Origin of the sequence: Micromonospora sp. NPDC007230 (assembly GCF_042869115.1) — a bacterium.
GTDB lineage: Bacteria > Actinomycetota > Actinomycetes > Mycobacteriales > Micromonosporaceae > Micromonospora.
Genome location: NZ_JBIAFE010000002.1, coordinates 202,157 through 219,706, shown reverse-complemented (window position 1 = coordinate 219,706; position 17,550 = coordinate 202,157). Strand labels below are relative to the sequence as shown.

The following is a 17,550-nucleotide window of genomic DNA, read 5'->3' as shown; positions in this document are numbered from 1 at the left end:
CGCCGGGCGAGCGCTGCGGATGGGCGTGGCGGGCCGCCCGGTGGCGGTGGTGGATCGGCGCTCCGTGCTGTCTTTTCCAACCCCCGAAAGGAGCAGCGGTGCCTCTGCATTGGCGTCCGTCCCGTGGTCGTCGCAACGCCGCGTTGTTGCTGTCCACGACCCTGGTCGCGGCTACGACGTCGTTGACCGCGGGACCGGCTTGGGCTGAGCCCGATGGGCCTGGTCCGAAGAATCCGATCTTCCTGACCGGCCCGAACGAAGGCGCGGCGAAGGACATCGCCATGTCCTATCTGCGGGCTCATCCCGGCGACTTCAAGGTCGCCGCCGGAGACCTGTCCGACCTCGCGGTGGCGTCGAGCTCCACCAGCCGCCACAACGGGGTCACCCACATCAACCTGGCCCAGCGGTACAAGGACCTCGACGTGTTCGGGGCCATGACGACGGTGAACATCGCCCGGGACGGCAGTGTCATCTTCGTGGGTGGCGCCGGCACTCTGGTGTCCGGCCTGTCGGACAAGGCCTCCGGCACCGCCTCCCTGGACGCGGTCGAGGCCGTGCAGGCCGCCGCCGACGGCCTCGATCTGGCCGACCCGGCCAACCCGAAGGTGATGAGCCGCAGCGATGGCGCGGCGCAGCGCACGGTGGTGTCCGGCAGCGGCATCTCCGACCAGCCCATCCCGGCCAAACTGGGCTGGCAGCCGACCGACGACGGGCTGCGTCTGGCCTGGCAACTCGTCATCGACGACTCCTCCGACACCCACCTGTGGAACGCCAGCGTCGACGCCCAGACCGGCAAGCTGCTCAACGCCGAGGATTGGACCACCCACGAGGACACGGCGGAGATCGCCGGCAACCTGGGTCGCACCGCGACGTCGGCGCCGCCGCTCAGCGCCGCGAACCCCAGCTCGCCGAACCCCGTCCAGGACGGATCGAGCTACCGGGTGTTCAACGCCCCGAAGGAGAGCCCGAACGACGGCCCGCGGACCCTGGTGACCAACCCGGCGGACGGGGACGCGTCCCCGCACGGCTGGCACGACACCAACGGCGCCGCCGGCGCCGAGCACACCACCACCCAGGGCAACAACGTCCACGCCTACCAGGACCAGGACAACAACAACGCGCCGGACGTCGGCAGCAGCCCGGACGGCGGGGCGAACCTGAACTTCGACTTCCCGATGGACCTGGGCGGGCACGCGCAGAACTATCGGGACGCGGCGACCGCCAACCTCTTCTACTGGAACAACATCATCCACGACGTCACCCACCGCTACGGCTTCGACGAGGCGTCGGGGAACTTCCAGGACAACAACTACGGCCGGGGCGGCGCGGGCGGCGACTACGTCCGGGCCGAGGCGGCCGACGGCGGCGGCACCAACAACGCGAACTTCTCCACCCCGCCGGTGGACGGCGTGGGCACGCCGCGGATGCAGATGTACCTGTGGCCGGGCACCCAGTTCGGCAGCCCGAACCAGGTCGTCGTGGACGGCGTGGGCTCGTTCGACGCGTCGTGGTCGCGGTTCACGCCGGCGCCCACCAAGGCCGGCCTGGCCGGGCACCAGCTCGTCTACGCCGGCACCGGCTGCACCGCCGCGGCGTACCCCGCCACGCTGCCTTCCGGCGGCTGGATCAGCGTGGTCGACGGCGGCACCACCGCCTGCACCTACCTCCAGCGCGCCCAGGTCGCCCAGGCCGCCGGAGCCAAGGCGGTCGTCGTCGCCCACAACGCGACGGGTACCGCGCCGGTGCTCACCGGCGCCATGACGACCGCGCCCGTCACCATCCCGGCGGTCGCCGTGACCCAGGCCGACGGCGCCACCATCAAGGCCGCCATCGCCGCCGGCACCGCCACCGGTTCGGTGCGTATGCACCCGAACCACCCGGGCATCCGGGACGGCGACCTCGACGCCGGTGTCATCATCCACGAGTACACCCACGGCATCTCCAACCGGCTCACCGGTGGCCCGACCGTCAACTGCCTCAGCGGCAACGAGCAGATGGGCGAGGGCTGGAGCGATTACGTCGCGCTCACCATGCTGCTCGACCCGAAGTTCGACACGGCCGACGGGCAGCGCGGCATGGGCCCGTACGTGCTGTTCCAGGACGACCGGCACGGCGGCGGCATCCGGCCGCGGCCGTACTCGCGGAACATGGACATCCAGCCGTTCACCTACGACAGCATCAAGACCGGCGGCTGGCTCAACGGCACCTCCCTGGCCGCGCCGCACGGCATCGGCCACGGCTGGACCTCCGTCCTGTGGGACATGACCTGGAACCTGATCGACCGCCACGGGTTCAACCCGAACATCTACGACGGGTGGAACACCGGCGGTAACAACCTGGCGCTGCAGCTGGTCATCGACGGGCTGAAGATGCAGGGTTGCGGCCCGGGCTTCGTGACCGGCCGTAACGCGATCATCGCCGCCGACGCCGCCCTCACCGGCGGGGAGAACGCCTGCATCCTCTGGGGCTCCTTCGCCCGCCGTGGTCTCGGCTACAGCGCGGTGCAGGGCACGACCGCCCGGGACGACAACACCGAGGCGTTCGACACCCACCCGTCCTGCCGCGGTGACTTCGTCGGCCGCTCGGCGCAGCCGGCGCTGAACACCGTCGTCGCCGGTGACGCGGCACCGATGAAGTTCAAGCTCGCCGCCGACCGGGGCCTGAACATCCTCGCCAGCGGCTCGCCGTACTCGCGGCTGGTCGACTGCGACACCCTCAAGACCGTCAACCCGAGCGGGGCGACCACCCCGCGGCCGACCCCGGTCGCGGCCCGCAACCCCGGCGGATCCTCGCTGTCGGTCAGCACGCCCGGTCAGTACAACTACCCGTGGAAGACCGACCCGTCCTGGGCCGGCACCTGCCGCGAGTTCGTCCTGACCCTCGACAACGGCTTCCAGTACCGCGCCTACTTCAAGTTCACCAGCTAACCCGTAACACCCCCTGAAACCGGAGGGAGCGTTCCGATCGGAACGCTCCCTCCGGCCGTTGCAGGCCGACCGGCCTCAGTGCTGAGGGGCATGGGTCAGCACGCCGCGCCCCGTCTCCAACGCGGCGAGCAGCATCGGGAGCGACCGGTGCAGCTCCCGCTGCCAGTACGGCCAGCTGTGGCTGCCGGGACCGTAGAAGTCGGTCGTGACGGAGACACCCTGCTCGCGCAGCTGCTCGACGAAGTCGACGTTCTCCTGGTGGATCAGCGCCTCCAGGCCGTCGGTCCGCCCCGGCGCGTCGAACGGCCCGCCCGCGGTGCCGTCGCCGGTGGCCACGAAGAGCGCCGTGTGCCGCAGCCGTTTGGCCAGGTAGTACGGGTCATGGTCCTGCCAGATGTCCCGCTGCGCCACCGGGTCGCCCCAGAGCGCGTACGGGTCCAGCCCGGTGCGCGCGAAGAACGGCAGCCAGAACGACACGTCGCGCAACGGGTGCACGACGCCGCTGAAGGACGCCGCCGCCCGGAACATGCCCGGGTTGCGGGCGGCGTAGGACATCGCCCCGAAGCCGCCCATCGACAGGCCCGCCACCACCCGCTTCGGGCCCGCCCCGTAGCCGCGCTCGATGATCTGGCGCACCTCGCTCAGGTGGAAGGTCTCCCACGCCGGGGCGCCGCCATGGCCACCGTTCCACCAGTCGCTGTACCAGCCGGCGGCACCGGCTTCCGGCATCACGACGAGGACGTCCCTGAGCTCGGGGATGCTGGCGACATCCGTGGAGCGGGTCCAACTGACATACGAGTCGCAGCAGCCGTGCAAGAGGTAGAGCACGGGCCAGTGGTCCCCGCGCGCCCGTTGCTCCCAGCCGTCCGGCGTCAGCAGGCGCACGGTGGCGGCCCGGCCGAGCGCCGGCGACTGGATCGTGAGATCGACCAGGCGCGGGCCGACGATCGTCTCCTGCGCCACGTACGCGCCGTCGGAGGCCTGGGCAGGGGCGGCGACGCCGGGTGTCGCCGCCGCGACCGCCGGGTTTGCCGGCACGGACAGCCCGGCGAACGCGAGCCCGACCGCGACAGCGATGCCGAGAGCCGATGATCTCTTCATTTCTTGTCCTCCTGACCATGGCAGGTCCGCGTACGTTCCTGCTCGATGCGGAACGGTCCTGATCGTTGCCTGTCGATGGCGTGGGGCGAAGGAGTTCACCGCGGACGAGCGGTCAGGGAGCAGGCGCGAGCGGTGACCGGCCGGTCTCGCGCGACGAGTGGCCGTGGAGAACTGGGGGAGACCCGCTCGGGCGTACCGCGGGATGGGTGATCGCCGGGCGCCTCGGTCAGGCGCGAGCGGGTCGGCCGGGAGCCGGCTGTTCGGCCGGAACGGCCACCTGGGCCACCAGTTTCTTGGGGGCCAGCAGGCAGTAGCTCTCGGTGAGCAACTCGCCGACCTCGTCCCAGTCGGTCGCCTCCTCGACGACCATGCCGAGGACGTCGGCGCCCCAGTCGGGCTTGAAGAACGGGTCGCCTTGGGCGACGAGGGCGTGCACCTCGTCGACCGGCGACCGGAAGGTCAGGACGCAGACGGGCTCGTCGGTGCCAGCCGCTCGGGCGTAGGCCATCTGGTGGTCGGGGTCGACGGTGAGCACGTGGGCGAAGGTGCGCTGGCGGACGCGCCAGCGCACGCCCACCCAGGCCGGCTCCTCGTAGGCCTGCGGCAGCGCGAGACAGATGGGCCGCAGCCGGTCGAGGAGTTCGGACGGTACGTCGCCAGGGCTGGTCACGGGGGAAACGGTAACGGCACCCTCCGACATTCCCGCCGCGAGCCGTCCGGCGTCGCTAGCCCGTCGCCGGGCGATTGCCCAGCTCGGCGAGCAGTCGCTTGGGCGCTGTCGCCCGGTACGCCTCCTCGCAGGCCTCCGCCACCTCAGCCCAGTCCACGTCCTGGTCCAGCCGCACCCCGATCCAGCCGCGGTGGCCCACATAGGGCGGCCGGAAGTAGACCTGCGGGTTGGCGGCCATGAGTTCCTGTTGGGCGCCGGGCGGCGCGGCGCACCACAGGTGGGGGAAGACGTTGTGGTGGTGCCCGTCCGCCCACAGCATGACGAAGGACTTCTTGTCGCGGATGAACCAGGTCGGCGCGCCGTGGCTGGGGCGCTCGGTCACGCTCGGGAAGGCCGAGCAGATCCGGCGGATCTCATCGAGCATGCTTTCCTCGTCGATGGCCACGGTACCTCCCGGTCGGATCGGGTGGCTCCAGCTTACGAGAGCGTGGCCGGGCGGCGGGGGATGCGGGATCTGGTGGTGCGTCGGCGGTGTGGGCTCGCGGATGCGGGGAGCTGTCCGGCTGAGGCGGGGCTCAGTGGCGGGACCGGTTACCTGGAGTTTCCCGTGTCTCAGGATGCGAGCGGGATTTGTTTCCTACTAACTCTATGGGATAACTTCCTGACCATGATCCGTAGCAGCCACCAGGTGACCGGGAAGCACACCGTGACTTCCCTGGTCGCGCGGCGCTACGTCGACCATCAGCGCACCTGCAGCGCGCTGTGTCCGCGCTGATCGCCTAGCCAGGAACCCGCTCGCGCAGTCGGTTCCGCCGGTTCCCGCGCGAGCGGCAGCCGCCGCGCCCGTCGCCCGGCGGCTGCCAGCTTCTGATCTCTGCCGGCTCTCCCCGGGGCACACCACACAGGGCGGCCCCGGTGCTAGCCGGTTGCCCAGCGCCTGAATCCGCCATCCCGCTCCGCGCATCCTCTCTGCCTGCACGAAAGGCCATCACGCATGTCACGATCCAGGTTCCGGTCCGTCACGGCGGCCGGGGCGGCCGCCCTCGCCGTGGCCGGGCTGCTCACCGCCTGCTCCGACCAGGGCCCGCTCGGCGACGTGAATGACGCCGGCGACCCCGTCCACGGTGGCACGCTCGTCTACCTCGAACACCAGCCGCCGAGTTGCCTCTACCTGCCGGCCGCGGGCTTCTACCCGAACGGGGGCGTGCTCAATCAGCTCACCGACAAACTCACCTGGCAGGACCCGAAGACGCTCAAGATCGAGCCGTGGATCGCGAAGTCGTGGGAGATCAACACCGACGCGACCGAATACACCTTCCACCTGCGTGAGGGGGTGACCTTCAGCGACGGCAGCCCGCTGGACGCGGAGACCGTGGCGGCGAACTACGACGTCTACGGCCTCGGCGACCAGGAGCGGAAGCTTCCGGTGGCCGAGTTCGTCAACAACTACGAGCGCAGCGAGGTCGTCGACAAGGGCACGGTGAAGTTCCACTTCAACAAGCCGTCGCCCGGATTCCTGCAGGGCACCTCGGTGATCGGCGCGGGTCTGGTGTCGAAGAAGACCATCTCGCTGCCGTACGAGGAGCAGTGCCAGCTCAAGAACGTCATCGGCTCGGGACCGTTCACCGTGGCGAACCAGGTCATCGACAAGGAGATCGACCTGGTCGCCCGCCCGGACTACAACTGGGCGCCCCCGTCCTTCCCGCATCAGGGCCGCGCCTACCTCGACCACATCAAAATCGTCGTGACGCCGGAGGACAACGTCCGGGTGGGGGCGCTGACCTCGGGGCAGGCCGACTACGTGCGCTACGTGCAGGCGTACGACGAGGCGACGGTGAAGGCCGCCGGCTACCGCATCTACGCCGAACCGACCCGTGGCGTCAACAACGGGCTCTACCTGCGACCGGCCAACAGCATCCTCCAGGACGTCAACGTCCGTAAGGCGCTGCAGGCGGGCACCAGCGCCAAGGAGGTCGTCGAGACGCTGTTCACCGACAGCTACCCGGTGGCGACCTCCGTGCTCAGCCACCTCGCCGCGGGGTACGTGGACCTGTCCGCGCAGCTCGCCTACGACCCCGCCAGGGCCAACGCGCTGCTCGACCAGGCGGGCTGGGTCCGGGGCCGCGACGGCGTCCGCGCGAAGAACGGCCGCAAGCTCGAGCTGAGCGTGTTCGTCTCCGGCCCGCAGCCGCTGTCGAAGCAGACCCTCGAACTGGTCGCCCAGCAGTGGACCCGGATCGGGGTGAAGCTCGACGTCCGAGCCGCGGACTCCGGCACCCAGGCGGCGGAGCTCAAGAACGCCGAGAAGACACCGATCACCCACTCGATGGTGGGCCGGGCGGACCAGGATGTCATCAAGAGCCACTTCCACACCAAGAACCGGGACGTGCTGCTGTCCAACGACGCGAAGCTCGACCGGCTGTTGGAGGAGGAGTCCGCCCTCGTCGACGAGAACGCACGCAACGCGAAGGTCGCCGAGATCCAGCGGTACGTGGTGGAGCAGGGCTACGCGATCCCGCTGTTCGAGGAGCCGCAGGTGTACGGCGCCGCGCCGTACGTGCACGGCGTCAGCTTCGAGGCGGTCGCGCGGCCCAGCTTCTACAACGTGTGGCTGTCGAAGAAGGACAAGTAGGGCGGACGGCGGCTCATGACCAAGTATCTCGCCCTCCGGGTCGGGCAGGCGGTGCTCGTGCTGTGGGCCGCCTTCACCGCCGGCTTCGTGCTGCTGCAACTGCTGCCGGGCGACGCGATCCTGATCAAGTTCCAGAACCCCGAACTGGGGCTCTCGCCCGAGCAGATCGCGCAGATCCGCCAGCTGTACGGCAGCGACGAGCCGGCCCTCGCCCGGTACCTGCACACGCTGCACGGCTTCCTGCACGCTGACTTCGGCTTCTCGATCGACACCGGCACCCCGGTGCTCGACCGACTGGCCGAGGGCCTGCCGGCGACGGCGAAGCTCGCCACCCTCGGCTTCCTCGTCGCCGTGCTGCTCGCCGTCACGGTCGCCTTCGTGTCGAGCCACAGCCGGCTCGCCTGGATCCGCGGCGTGCTGCTGGCGCTGCCGCCGCTGTTCATCTCGATCCCCACCTTCTGGCTGGGCATCGTGCTGATCCAGGTGTTCTCGTTCCAGCTCAAACTCGTGCCCGTCATCGGCGGTACCGAGTTCGAGCAGCTGATCCTGCCCGTGCTGACCCTCGCCGTACCGATCTCGGCGCCGCTGGCCCAGGTCCTGGCCCGCAGCCTCGACCAGGTGCAGGCACAGCCGTTCGTCGCGGTGGTGGCCGCCAAGGGCGCATCGCGGCGGTGGATCCTCTGGCGGCACGTCGCCCGGCACGCGCTGCTGCCCACGCTCACCATCGCCGGGGTCACCTTCGGCGAGCTCATCGCCGGGTCGGTCGTGACCGAGACCGTCTTCGGCCGCAACGGCATCGGCCGCCTCACCGAGCAGGCGGTCGCCGCCCAGGACACCCCGGTGATGCTGGCCGTCGTGGTGCTCTCGGCGACCGTATTCGTGCTGGTCAACCTCGTGGTCGACCTGCTGTACCCGGTTCTCGACCCGCGGCTGACGGCGAAGGTCGGGGTCACCGCATGACCGCCGAACCCGCCGTTCTCCGGCCCGCCGCAGCCCGCGCCCGCCGGGCCGTGCCGCTGCCTCCCGCGGGGCTGGCGCTCGCCTGGCTTGCCATTGCCGTCGTCGTGCTGTGGGCGATCGTGCCGGACCTGTTCACCGGGCACGACCCGATCAACGGGGTACCGGTGGAGAAGCTGCAGGCGCCGAGCTCGGCGCACCTGTTCGGCACCGACGCGCTGGGCCGGGACCTGTTCGCCCGCGTCGTGCACGGCTCGGCCCGCTCCCTGTCCGGCGCGTTCGTCGCCGTCGCGGTGGGGCTCGTGATGGGCACGCTGCTCGGTCTGCTCGCCGGCTCGGTCGGCGGCCTCCTCGACGAGCTGGTGATGCGGGTGGTCGACGTGCTGCTCGCGGTCCCGGGGCTGCTGCTCGCGTTGACGGCCATCATCCTGCTCGGTTCCGGCACCGTCAACGTGGCGATCGCCGTCGGCATCGGCTCGGTGGCGGCCTTCGCCCGGCTCGCCCGAGCAGAGGTGGTACGGGTCCGGCGCACCGACTACGTCGAGGCCGCCTTCGGCAGCGGCGGCCGCTTCTCCAGCGTCCTGTGGCGGCACGTGCTCCCCAACTCGCTCGGTCCCGTCGTGGCGCTCGCCGCAGTGCAGTTCGGCTCCGCGATCCTGGCAATCTCCACGTTCAGCTTCCTCGGCTACGGCGCGAAGCCACCGGACCCGGAGTGGGGACTGCTCATCTCGGAGGGGCGCAACTACCTGGCCACCTCGTGGTGGCTGACCACCCTGCCGGGCGTGGTCGTCGTCCTGGTCGTGCTCGCCGCCGGCCGGATCAGCCGCTCGATCGGCCGGGAGGACCGATGAGCCTGCTCGAGGTACGCGGCCTGACCGTCTCCTACCGGACCCACAACCAGGCCCACCGGGCGGTCAACGGCATCTCCTTCTCGGTGGAGCCGGGCCAGGTGCTCGCGATCGTCGGCGAGTCCGGCTCCGGCAAGTCGACCACCGCACACGCGATCATCGGGCTGCTGCCAGCGAACGGGTCCGTCGACACCGGCCAGATCCTGCTCAACGGCACCGACATCGCCGGCTGGTCGGCGAAGCGTCTGGAGTCGGTCCGCGGCGCTCAGGTCGGCCTGATCCCGCAGGATCCGACGAGTTCGCTGAACCCGGTCAGGACGATCGGCGCGCAGGTCGGCGAGGTGCTGCGCATCCACCGGCACGGCGACCGGCGCACGATCTCGCGGCGAGTCGTCGAACTGCTCACCCGGGTCGGGCTGCCCGATCCCGAGCTGCGCGCCCGGCAGTATCCGCACGAGCTGTCCGGCGGGATGCGCCAGCGGGTGCTCATCGCCATCGCCATCGCCATGCAACCGCAGCTGATCATCGCGGACGAGCCGACCAGCGCGCTCGACGTCACCGTGCAGCGGCGCATCCTCGACCTCATCGACGACCTTCGGGCGGAGTTCGGCACCGCCGTGCTCCTCGTGACCCACGACCTCGGTGTCGCCGCCGAACGGTCGAACCGGCTCGTCGTCATGCGCCACGGGCGCATCGAGGAGCAGGGCGAGACCCACGCCGTGCTGGCCCACCCCGAAGCCGAATACACCCGGCAGCTGCTCCGGGACGCCCCGTCGCTGACGCCACGGCCGTTCCGTTCACCGGCCCGGGCCGCCGACGCCGGCAGCTCCACCCCCTCGCCGTACGCCATCATCGCCCGGGACCTCGTCAAGGAGTTCCAGATCGGACGCACACCGTTCCGGGCCGTCGACGGGGTGTCGTTCGAGGTACAGCGGGGGAGTACGCACGCCCTGGTCGGCGAGTCGGGGTCCGGGAAGACGACGACGGCGCGCATGGTCGCCCGCTTCGCCACGCCGACCTCCGGATCGGTGACCATCGACGGCACCGACGTTTCGCGCCCGCGCGGCGAGGAACTCCGCCAGCTACGCCGCCGCGTGCAGCTGGTCTACCAGAACCCGGCCGGCTCGCTCGATCCCCGGCAATCGATCGAGGACATCGTGGCCGAGCCGCTGCGCAACTTCCGGCTCACCGACCGGGCCGGCCGCGGCAGACGGGTACGCGACCTCATCGACCGGGTGGCCCTGCCGCAGACGGTGCTCGACCGCAAGCCACGTGAGCTGTCCGGCGGTCAACGCCAACGCGTCGCGATCGCCCGGGCGCTGGCCGTGGACCCGCAGGTGCTGGTGCTCGACGAGGCGGTGTCCGCGCTCGACGTGACCGTGCAGGCGCAGATCCTCGACCTGCTCGACGGGCTGCAGCGCGAACTCGGGCTGACCTACCTGTTCATCTCGCACGACCTCTCGGTGGTGCGGCAGATCTCCGACACCGTGTCGGTCATGAGGAAAGGGCACATCGTGGAAACCGGAACCACCCAGCAGGTCTTCCAGACACCGCGGCACGACTACACCCGCGAGCTGCTGGCCGCCGTACCCGGCGTCGTCGCGGACCTCGTGGCATGAGCCGGCCCCGACTCGGGTTCTTCACCCGGCTGCTCGACGACGCTCCCGCGGACGTGCGCTACCGGCTGGCCGCCGAGCAGATCAGGCACGCCGAGGCGTACGGATTCGACTCGGCCTGGGTGGCCCAGCACCACTTCGACGAGGCCGAAGGTGGTCTGCCGGCCCCGCTGGTGTTCCTCAGCCACATCGCCGCGCAGACCCACCGGATCCGCCTCGGCACCGGCATCATCACCCTGCCGCTGGAGAACCCGGTACGCGTCGCCGAGGACGCCGCGGTGCTCGACCTGCTCAGCGGCGGCCGGCTCGAAGTCGGCGTCGGCACCGGCGGCACCCCGTCGTCGTTCAGCGCCTTCGGGCAGGACAGCGCCAACCGCTCCGCCGTCTACGCCGAGCACCTCGCGGTGCTCGTCGACGCCTGGTCGGGGCGCCCCGTCAGCGACGGAGCCAACCACCTCTACCCGGCGGCGCCGCGCCTGCTCGGCGCCATCTGGGAGGCGACCTTTTCAGTGAGCGGGGGAGCGCGCGCCGGGAAGGCCGGCAACGGGCTCATGCTCTCGCGGACCCAGCCACGGACCGAGGACGCCCCGCACGTGACGCTCGCGGAGATCCAGCGCCCGATCGTCGACGCCTACCACGAGAACCTGCCGGCGAACGTGCCGCCACGCATCATGGCATCGCGTACGGCGTTCGTCGCCGACAGCCGCGCCGAGGCGCTGCGCCTGGCCGAGGCCGGACTCGGCCGCGCCGCCCGGCAGTTCAAGGCGAAGGGCCACCCGGTACCCGACGGAGGCGTCGAGCAGCTCATCGCCGCGTTCGACGTGCACGTCGGCACCCCGGACGACGTCCTCGCCAGCCTGCGGGCCGACCCGACCCTCCAACGGGCGACCGACCTGGTCTTCCAGGTGCACTCGGTCGACCCGCCGCACCCGTTCGTCCTCCGCTCCATCGAGCTGCTCGCGACCGAGGTCGCGCCGGCACTCGGCTGGGCACCATCCATCCCGGATCCGTCAACAGAACTGAGCAGAACTTGACATCCTCCCGGCCCTGAAGGGCCGGGATTCCCACGGTCGCCCGTGAGGTTTCCTGTTTCATCGCCGACTGCCTTGCCGGGAGGATCTTCCCTTGAGGTCTTACATCAGCTCCGCAGGCGTTTTACCTCTCCGCCAGCCCGGCGGCGAGAATGTTCTTAGCAGCGTTGATATCCCGATCGTGCTCAACCCCGCAACCCGGGCACGTCCAAGCGCGCACGTTGAGGGTGAGGGTGGTGTTGATCCGCCCGCACCCGGAGCAGGTCTTGGACGAGGGCAACCACCGGTCGACGGGAATCACCTCACGCCCGTACCACAGGGCTTTGTACTCCAGCATGCCGCGGAACTGACCCCAGCCCGCGTCGGAGATGACGCGGGCCAGACGCCGGTTGCGGAGCATGTTACGCACGCTGAGGTCTTCGATCGCGACCGTTTGAGTCTCACGGACGAGTCGAGTGGTCAGCTTGTGCAGATGGTCCCGCCGCCGATCGGCGATACGGGCATGGATGCGGGCCACCGTCATTCGGGCCTTCGCCCGGTTTGCGGAGCCGTCCTGTTTGCGAGCCAGGTTCCGCTGCGCCTTGGCGAGCTTGCGCCGGTCGGCCTGCCCGTAACGCGGGTTGGCCACCTTGCCCCGCTCGTCGCTCATCCCGGGGATCGGGTGGGACAGGGTGAGCAGACTGGTGATGCCCGCGTCCACACCAACCTCCGCCGCGACCGGCGGCAGCGGCGTCACCGTCGGGTCCTCCACCAAGATGGATACGAACCAGCGGCCGGCAGCGTCCCGGGACACCGTGACCGTGGAGGGCTCCGCCCCCTCCGGCAGAGGCCGCGACCACACGATGTCCAGCGGGGCGTTCATCTTCGCCAGGGTGAGCTGACCGTCACGCCACCGGAACGCGGAACGCGTGTACTCCGCCGACGCCCGCGACTTGCGCTTGGACTTGAACCTCGGATACCGGGACCGCTTGTCCCAGAACGCCACGAACCCCGCCTGCAGATGCCGCAGCGTCTGCTGCAACGGCACCGACGACACCTCGTTCAGGAACGCCAGCTCCTCGGTGCGCTTCCACTCGGTCAGCCACCCCGACGACTCAACGTACGTGGTGCGCTGACGATCCACCGCCCACGCCCGGGTGCGGGCTTCCAACGCCCGGTTGTACACCAGACGCACACACCCGAACGTCCGGGACAACTGCCCAGCCTGTTCAGGAGACGGATAGAAGCGGTACTTGAACGCCCGCTTCGCCACCTCACCCACGCCTCACATTTTACCGTCCACGTAAGACATTCATCCGAAGGGAGGAAGCGGCGTTTCCTCCCGGCCTTGAACGGCCGGGTTTCCACGCCGCAGATCCGATGAGCCCTACCGACGTCATCGACCACCTGGCCGGCATCGAGCCCGGATCCCACCTCGACGAGATACGCCACCGGCGGCCGGAGGCCCGCACGAACGCGCAGGCGAGCTACGAGGCGCTCTTCTCGCCGCGCCTGCCCGGCGACGTCAGCACCACCGAACGGCTCGCCGTCGCCGCGTTCGTCACCGGCCTGCACCAGGACGCCCCGACCGCCGACTTCTACGCCACCAGACTCGCGGAGCACACCCCGGGCCTTGCCGCGGTGATCGCCAACGAGATCGACGCCGCCCGCACCAGCGGCCCGTACGGCGCCTATCCCGCACCGGGTCCGCACGCCGCGGAGAGCGTGGCAGGGCCCGTCTACCAAGCGGTGGACCGCGAGGGACTCGACGTGCGCCTCGCCGCCGCGCTGGAACACGCCCACCTGCTCGTGTTCCGCCCACGCGAGGCGAGCCGCGAGGCATTGCAGGCACTCCTCGACGCCGGCTGGAGCACCACCGACGTGGTGACGTTGTCGCAGCTCATCGCCTTCCTCAGCTTCCAGGTACGCGTGGTCACCGGCCTCCGGCTGCTGGCCGCGCCCCGGAAAGGACCCCAATCGTGACCGACACCGTGCTCGACCGTCCCACCACCGAGCGGCCACTCGCCTTCACCCAGGACCAGCTCGGCTGGATCCCGTGGCTCGCCCCGCTCACCGAAGCCGAACTCACCGACGTCCACCGGGCGGCCCTGGTCGACAAGGCCCGCGCCCGCTCGCCGTACTTCCTGCTGCTCGCCCGGGACCCGGAGATCCTGCAGGCCCGGACGAAGACCGACCAGGACATCTTCTACAACCCCAGCGGCGGGCTGCCGCGGGCGGAACGGGAACTCGCCGCGACGGCCACCTCGCGCCGCAACGGCTGCGTCTTCTGCGCCTCCGTGCACGCCCGGTTCGCCGCGCACTACTCGCACCGCCCCCAGGACGTGCAGCGGCTGCTCGACCAGGGCGTCGACGCACCCCAGGACGAGCGCTGGCAGGCACTCATCGATGCTGCGGCGGCGCTCACGGCCACACCGAGCGCGCTGGGCGTCGAGCACATCGACACGCTGCGCGCGGTCGGCCTCGACGACCTGGCGATCAGCGACCTGCTGCACGCGGCCGCCTTCTTCAACTGGGCCAACCGGCTCATGCTCTCCCTCGGGGAGCCCACCCCACCGCCGACCGAGTGACAGCCGTCTGAGAGGCAACGACATGACCGAACCCCTGCTCGACCATCTCGTCTACGCGGTGCCCGACCTCGCCGCCGGCGTCGCCCAGTTCACGGCACGCACCGGAATCTCCCCGGTGCCCGGCGGCCGGCACCCCAGCGGCACCGCCAACTACCTCGTCGGGTTCGGACCGACCTCATACCTCGAGATCATCGGCCCGGACCCGGACGCCGACCCTGCCGAAGCGCCCCGATCCTTCGGCCTGGACCGGCTGGCCGAACCGCGTCTCGTGACCTGGGCGGTGCATCCGGACGATCTCGACAAGACCGTCGCCGTCGCCCGCGAACGCGGGTACGACCCGGGGGAGATCCACCCGCTGTCGCGCCGCAGGCCCGACGGGGTCCTGCTGTCCTGGCGGCTCACCCGACGGGCGGACCCAGCCGCGGACGGGCTGGTGCCGTTCCTGATCGACTGGACCGGCACCGAGCATCCCGCCCGGGCCGCGCTGCCGCAGCTGCGGCTCACCACGTTCACCGCCACCCATCCGGACCCACCGGCCGTCCAGCGTGACCTCGCCGCCCTCGGCGTCGCCCTCGAGGTGGCCGCCGGGCCCGAGAACGGGCTGCGGGCGCTGCTGGACACGCCGCGCGGTCCCGTGACCCTGCGCTGACAAGGAAGCAGACCATGAGCAACCTGCGTGAGTACCTGTCCCAGAAGCGGGCGGCGCTGGCCGCCCGACGCGAGTCCGCGAACAGCGGCCCCGTTCCGCTGCGGGCGCGAGTCACGGCCGAAGGACGCAGCGGCGTGCGGCGCATCCGGATCCGTGACTTCCAGATCATCAGCGACAGCCGCCCCGACCTCGCCGGATACGACCTCGGCCCCGGCTCGCCGGAACTGCAGGCCGGCGTGCTCGGCAGTTGCGTCACCCACATCTTCCTCATCAAGGCGGCCGAGTTGAAGATCCCGCTCGACTCGCTCGCCGTCGACGTGCAGGCCGAGTACGACCCACGTGGCCAGGCGCCCGACAACGTCGATGCGCCCGTCTATCCCTACAACTTCCGCTACCAGGTGCAGGTCGCCTCGCCCGCCAAGGACGAGGACCTGGCCCGGCTGCACGCCGAGGTGCAACGGGTGTGCCCGATCCTGAACCTGCTCCGCAACCCGCAGGAGATCAACGGCTCGGTGGCCCGGGTGAGTCCGGCTGCCGAGGAACACGTCGCCGCCTGAGCCAGGGCAGAACTCACGAAGCTCAGCACGGCGGGGGAGAGCCGGACCGGTCAGACGTGCGTGCCCGGCCCTGGGGAACCGGGGCCGGGCACGTCCCTTGTCGTCAACTCATCCCGGGGCGGGGCGGCCTCGAATCAGGGACTTCGGGCAGCACGCCGGAATCGGCCGGAAAGCCGAGGGCGGGAAGCTGGGCGGCTCCTGCGATACCCCGCCCAGCTATGGTTGGCGCCATGATCCTTCGCCACGTGACCGTCGACTGTGCAGAGCCATATGCGCTCGCGACGTTCTGGAGCGACGTCACCGGGTGGCCGGTGTCGGACCTGGACGAGCCGGGCGATGCCGAGGTCCTCATCGAGGCGCCCTCACCCGTTCCCGGCATCCTGTTCATCCGGGTGCCCGAGGGCAAGACGGCGAAAAATCGGATCCACTTCGACTGGATGCCGACCGAGCGGACCCGCGACGACGAGGTGGAGCGCATCGTCGCCCTCGGGGCGACGATCTACGAGGACCACCGCACCGCTGATGGGCGCGGCTGGGTCACTCTGCTCGACCCTGAGGGCAACGAGTTCTGCATCGAACGGGGCGAGGCCGAGCGCGGCACCTAGGTGACCGGCCGCACCATGCCGGATGCCGAACGCCCTCCGGCGGCGGCACATCGGGAACTTGCGGCGGACTATTCAACCGGCAGCTTTTTCGGGCCAGGTCACAGCCTCTCCGGCCACCGATTCCCGTTGCCCGGCAATCGTCACCTCAGTCATCACGCGGGACGGTAGTAGCCGCGCGGCCACTACCGCGCTGACGGCGAGAACGACGATGACCAGCCAGACCGTCAGGGTGAGGGGTAGCTGTTGACCGGCCACGCTGCCGATCGCGCCGCCGGCCACCGTCGCGGCCATCTCCGCCGCGGAGAACGCCGAACTGACCCGGCCGAGCTGCCCGTCTGGTGTCTGCCGCTGCACCTGCACCTGAGCCAGCATCAGCAGTGAACCACCGGGCACACCGGCCAGCGCGATGAACACCACCGCGGCGGCGAAATGAGGGACGAGGAACAGCCCGGCGAAGCAGCCGGCGATCGCCAGCAGGCACCCCGTGACCGATGCCCGTAGCCGCCCGCTGCGGGACAGGACGTTCCCGGCGTACGCACTGGCCAGGAAGCCCGCACCCAGCGCGGCCATGAGGACACCGACATCACCGGCGTCGCCGCCGAGCACGCTGGTGACGTACGGCACGAGGAGCACGTTCAGAGCGGCATTGGCCAGCAGGAACAGGCAGGAGACGACCAGCGCCGCGCGTAGCACGCGGTGTCCGAGGAGAAAGGCCAGACCGTCCCGGACCTGGCCCCGGAACGTGACCAGCCAGGACGAGACGGCCTTCTGCTCGTGGTCTCGCTCGTCCGCCCGCAGGCGACCCATGCCGAAGATCAACACGGCGGAGACCAGGTACGTCGCGGAGTCGATCAGCACCAGCCCGTCGAAGCCCACGATCGCGTAGAGCGCGCCGCCGACAGGCGCGCCGGCGAGGCGGACGATCCCGCCCGCGACGGTGTTCCAGGCGTTCGCCGCCTCGAGGTCCCGGCCCCGGCCCACGATGGTGGGGACGACGGCCCGGGCTGCGGGCTGGAAGAAGTGCCCGACGGCGCTCTCGGCGAACATCGCCGCGTAGAGCAGCCAGAGCATGCCCGGCTCATTGACCAGGAGCAGCGCCAGGACGATGACCATGCGCAGCAGGTCCGCGCCGACCATGACGAAGCGGCGGTCCCACCGGTCGACCAGCACCCCGGCCAGCGGGGCGAAGGCGACCGCGGGCAGCGTCTGGGCGACGAAGGCCAGGCCGCTGCTCATCGTCGAGCCGGTCATCGTGTACGCGTAGACCGGCACCGCGACGATCATCAGCCAGTTGCCCAGGTTGGACAGCAGAGTGCTGCACCACAGCAGGCCGAACCGACGATTCCTGGCAATGATCATCCGGCCTCGCTCCTCACCCCTGGTGCCACGG

16 protein-coding genes are annotated in these 17,550 nt (G+C 70.4%); 11 read left to right on the top strand and 5 right to left on the bottom strand.

The genetic code is table 11. The annotated features are described in order from the left end of the window. Window positions 1-281 precede the first annotated feature (281 nt). Window positions 282-2,927 (top strand): M36 family metallopeptidase, encoded by a 2,646-nt coding sequence (locus ACFYML_RS04030; protein WP_387419183.1) that lies wholly within the window; start codon window positions 282-284, stop codon window positions 2,925-2,927. A gap of 75 nt (window positions 2,928-3,002) precedes the next feature. Here the strand turns inward: ACFYML_RS04030 and ACFYML_RS04025 are convergent, their stop codons facing one another. From ACFYML_RS04025 to ACFYML_RS04015, 3 genes are all read right to left on the bottom strand, one after another. Then, window positions 3,003-4,028, bottom strand: coding sequence for an alpha/beta hydrolase (locus ACFYML_RS04025; RefSeq protein WP_387419182.1), 1,026 nt, complete (start codon window positions 4,026-4,028; stop codon window positions 3,003-3,005). Between the two features lie 226 nt (window positions 4,029-4,254). After that, a complete protein-coding gene (locus tag ACFYML_RS04020; protein WP_387419181.1) occupies window positions 4,255-4,698 on the bottom strand; it encodes an MmcQ/YjbR family DNA-binding protein in 444 nt (147 codons plus the stop codon). A 55-nt stretch (window positions 4,699-4,753) separates the two neighbouring features. After that, window positions 4,754-5,143 carry an MmcQ/YjbR family DNA-binding protein gene (locus ACFYML_RS04015; RefSeq protein WP_387419179.1) on the bottom strand — a complete coding sequence of 130 codons (390 nt, stop codon included), beginning with the start codon at window positions 5,141-5,143 and terminating at the stop codon, window positions 4,754-4,756. A 549-nt stretch (window positions 5,144-5,692) separates the two neighbouring features. On the opposite strand from ACFYML_RS04015, the gene ACFYML_RS04010 reads away from it, so the two are divergent. The 5 genes from ACFYML_RS04010 to ACFYML_RS03990 are packed head-to-tail and all read left to right on the top strand — an operon-like array spanning window position 5,693 to window position 11,785. After that, window positions 5,693-7,330 (top strand): TIGR04028 family ABC transporter substrate-binding protein, encoded by a 1,638-nt coding sequence (locus ACFYML_RS04010; RefSeq protein ID WP_387419178.1) that lies wholly within the window; start codon window positions 5,693-5,695, stop codon window positions 7,328-7,330. Window positions 7,331-7,345: 15 nt separating this feature from the next. After that, complete coding sequence (locus tag ACFYML_RS04005; protein ID WP_387419177.1) at window positions 7,346-8,290, top strand: ABC transporter permease; 945 nt, start codon at window positions 7,346-7,348, stop codon at window positions 8,288-8,290. Then, window positions 8,287-9,138, top strand: coding sequence for an ABC transporter permease (locus ACFYML_RS04000; RefSeq protein ID WP_387419176.1), 852 nt, complete (start codon window positions 8,287-8,289; stop codon window positions 9,136-9,138). Before ACFYML_RS04005 ends, ACFYML_RS04000 begins: the two co-directional genes overlap by 4 nt. Beyond that, window positions 9,135-10,754, top strand: a complete 1,620-nt coding sequence (locus tag ACFYML_RS03995; RefSeq protein ID WP_387419175.1) for a dipeptide ABC transporter ATP-binding protein — start codon at window positions 9,135-9,137, stop codon at window positions 10,752-10,754. Before ACFYML_RS04000 ends, ACFYML_RS03995 begins: the two co-directional genes overlap by 4 nt. Next, on the top strand, window positions 10,751-11,785 hold the full coding sequence (locus ACFYML_RS03990) for a putative FMN-dependent luciferase-like monooxygenase (RefSeq protein ID WP_387419174.1): 1,035 nt from the start codon (window positions 10,751-10,753) through the stop codon (window positions 11,783-11,785). The genes ACFYML_RS03995 and ACFYML_RS03990 overlap by 4 nt, the downstream gene beginning before the upstream one ends. Window positions 11,786-11,906: 121 nt before the next feature. Here the strand turns inward: ACFYML_RS03990 and ACFYML_RS03985 are convergent, their stop codons facing one another. Continuing rightward, window positions 11,907-13,043: an RNA-guided endonuclease InsQ/TnpB family protein gene (locus ACFYML_RS03985; RefSeq protein ID WP_387419173.1), complete on the bottom strand. Its 1,137-nt coding sequence runs from the start codon at window positions 13,041-13,043 to the stop codon at window positions 11,907-11,909. A 98-nt stretch (window positions 13,044-13,141) separates the two neighbouring features. Here ACFYML_RS03985 and ACFYML_RS03980 point away from each other — a divergent pair, with 98 nt between their 5' ends. From ACFYML_RS03980 to ACFYML_RS03960, 5 genes are all read left to right on the top strand, one after another. Then, window positions 13,142-13,744: a CMD domain protein gene (locus tag ACFYML_RS03980; RefSeq protein WP_387419172.1), complete on the top strand. Its 603-nt coding sequence runs from the start codon at window positions 13,142-13,144 to the stop codon at window positions 13,742-13,744. Beyond that, entirely contained in the window at window positions 13,741-14,349 is a 609-nt protein-coding gene (locus ACFYML_RS03975; protein WP_387419171.1) for an alkylhydroperoxidase domain protein, read from the top strand. The genes ACFYML_RS03980 and ACFYML_RS03975 overlap by 4 nt, the downstream gene beginning before the upstream one ends. A 22-nt stretch (window positions 14,350-14,371) precedes the next feature. After that, window positions 14,372-14,998 carry a VOC family protein gene (locus ACFYML_RS03970; RefSeq protein ID WP_387419170.1) on the top strand — a complete coding sequence of 209 codons (627 nt, stop codon included), beginning with the start codon at window positions 14,372-14,374 and terminating at the stop codon, window positions 14,996-14,998. Window positions 14,999-15,012: 14 nt separating this feature from the next. Then, entirely contained in the window at window positions 15,013-15,555 is a 543-nt protein-coding gene (locus ACFYML_RS03965) for an OsmC family protein (RefSeq protein WP_387419169.1), read from the top strand. A 230-nt stretch (window positions 15,556-15,785) separates the two neighbouring features. Beyond that, window positions 15,786-16,160 (top strand): VOC family protein, encoded by a 375-nt coding sequence (locus ACFYML_RS03960; protein WP_387419168.1) that lies wholly within the window; start codon window positions 15,786-15,788, stop codon window positions 16,158-16,160. A gap of 72 nt (window positions 16,161-16,232) precedes the next feature. On the opposite strand, the gene ACFYML_RS03955 is transcribed toward ACFYML_RS03960, so the two are convergent. Further along, window positions 16,233-17,519: an MFS transporter gene (locus ACFYML_RS03955; protein WP_387419167.1), complete on the bottom strand. Its 1,287-nt coding sequence runs from the start codon at window positions 17,517-17,519 to the stop codon at window positions 16,233-16,235. Between the last annotated feature and the right edge of the window lie 31 nt (window positions 17,520-17,550).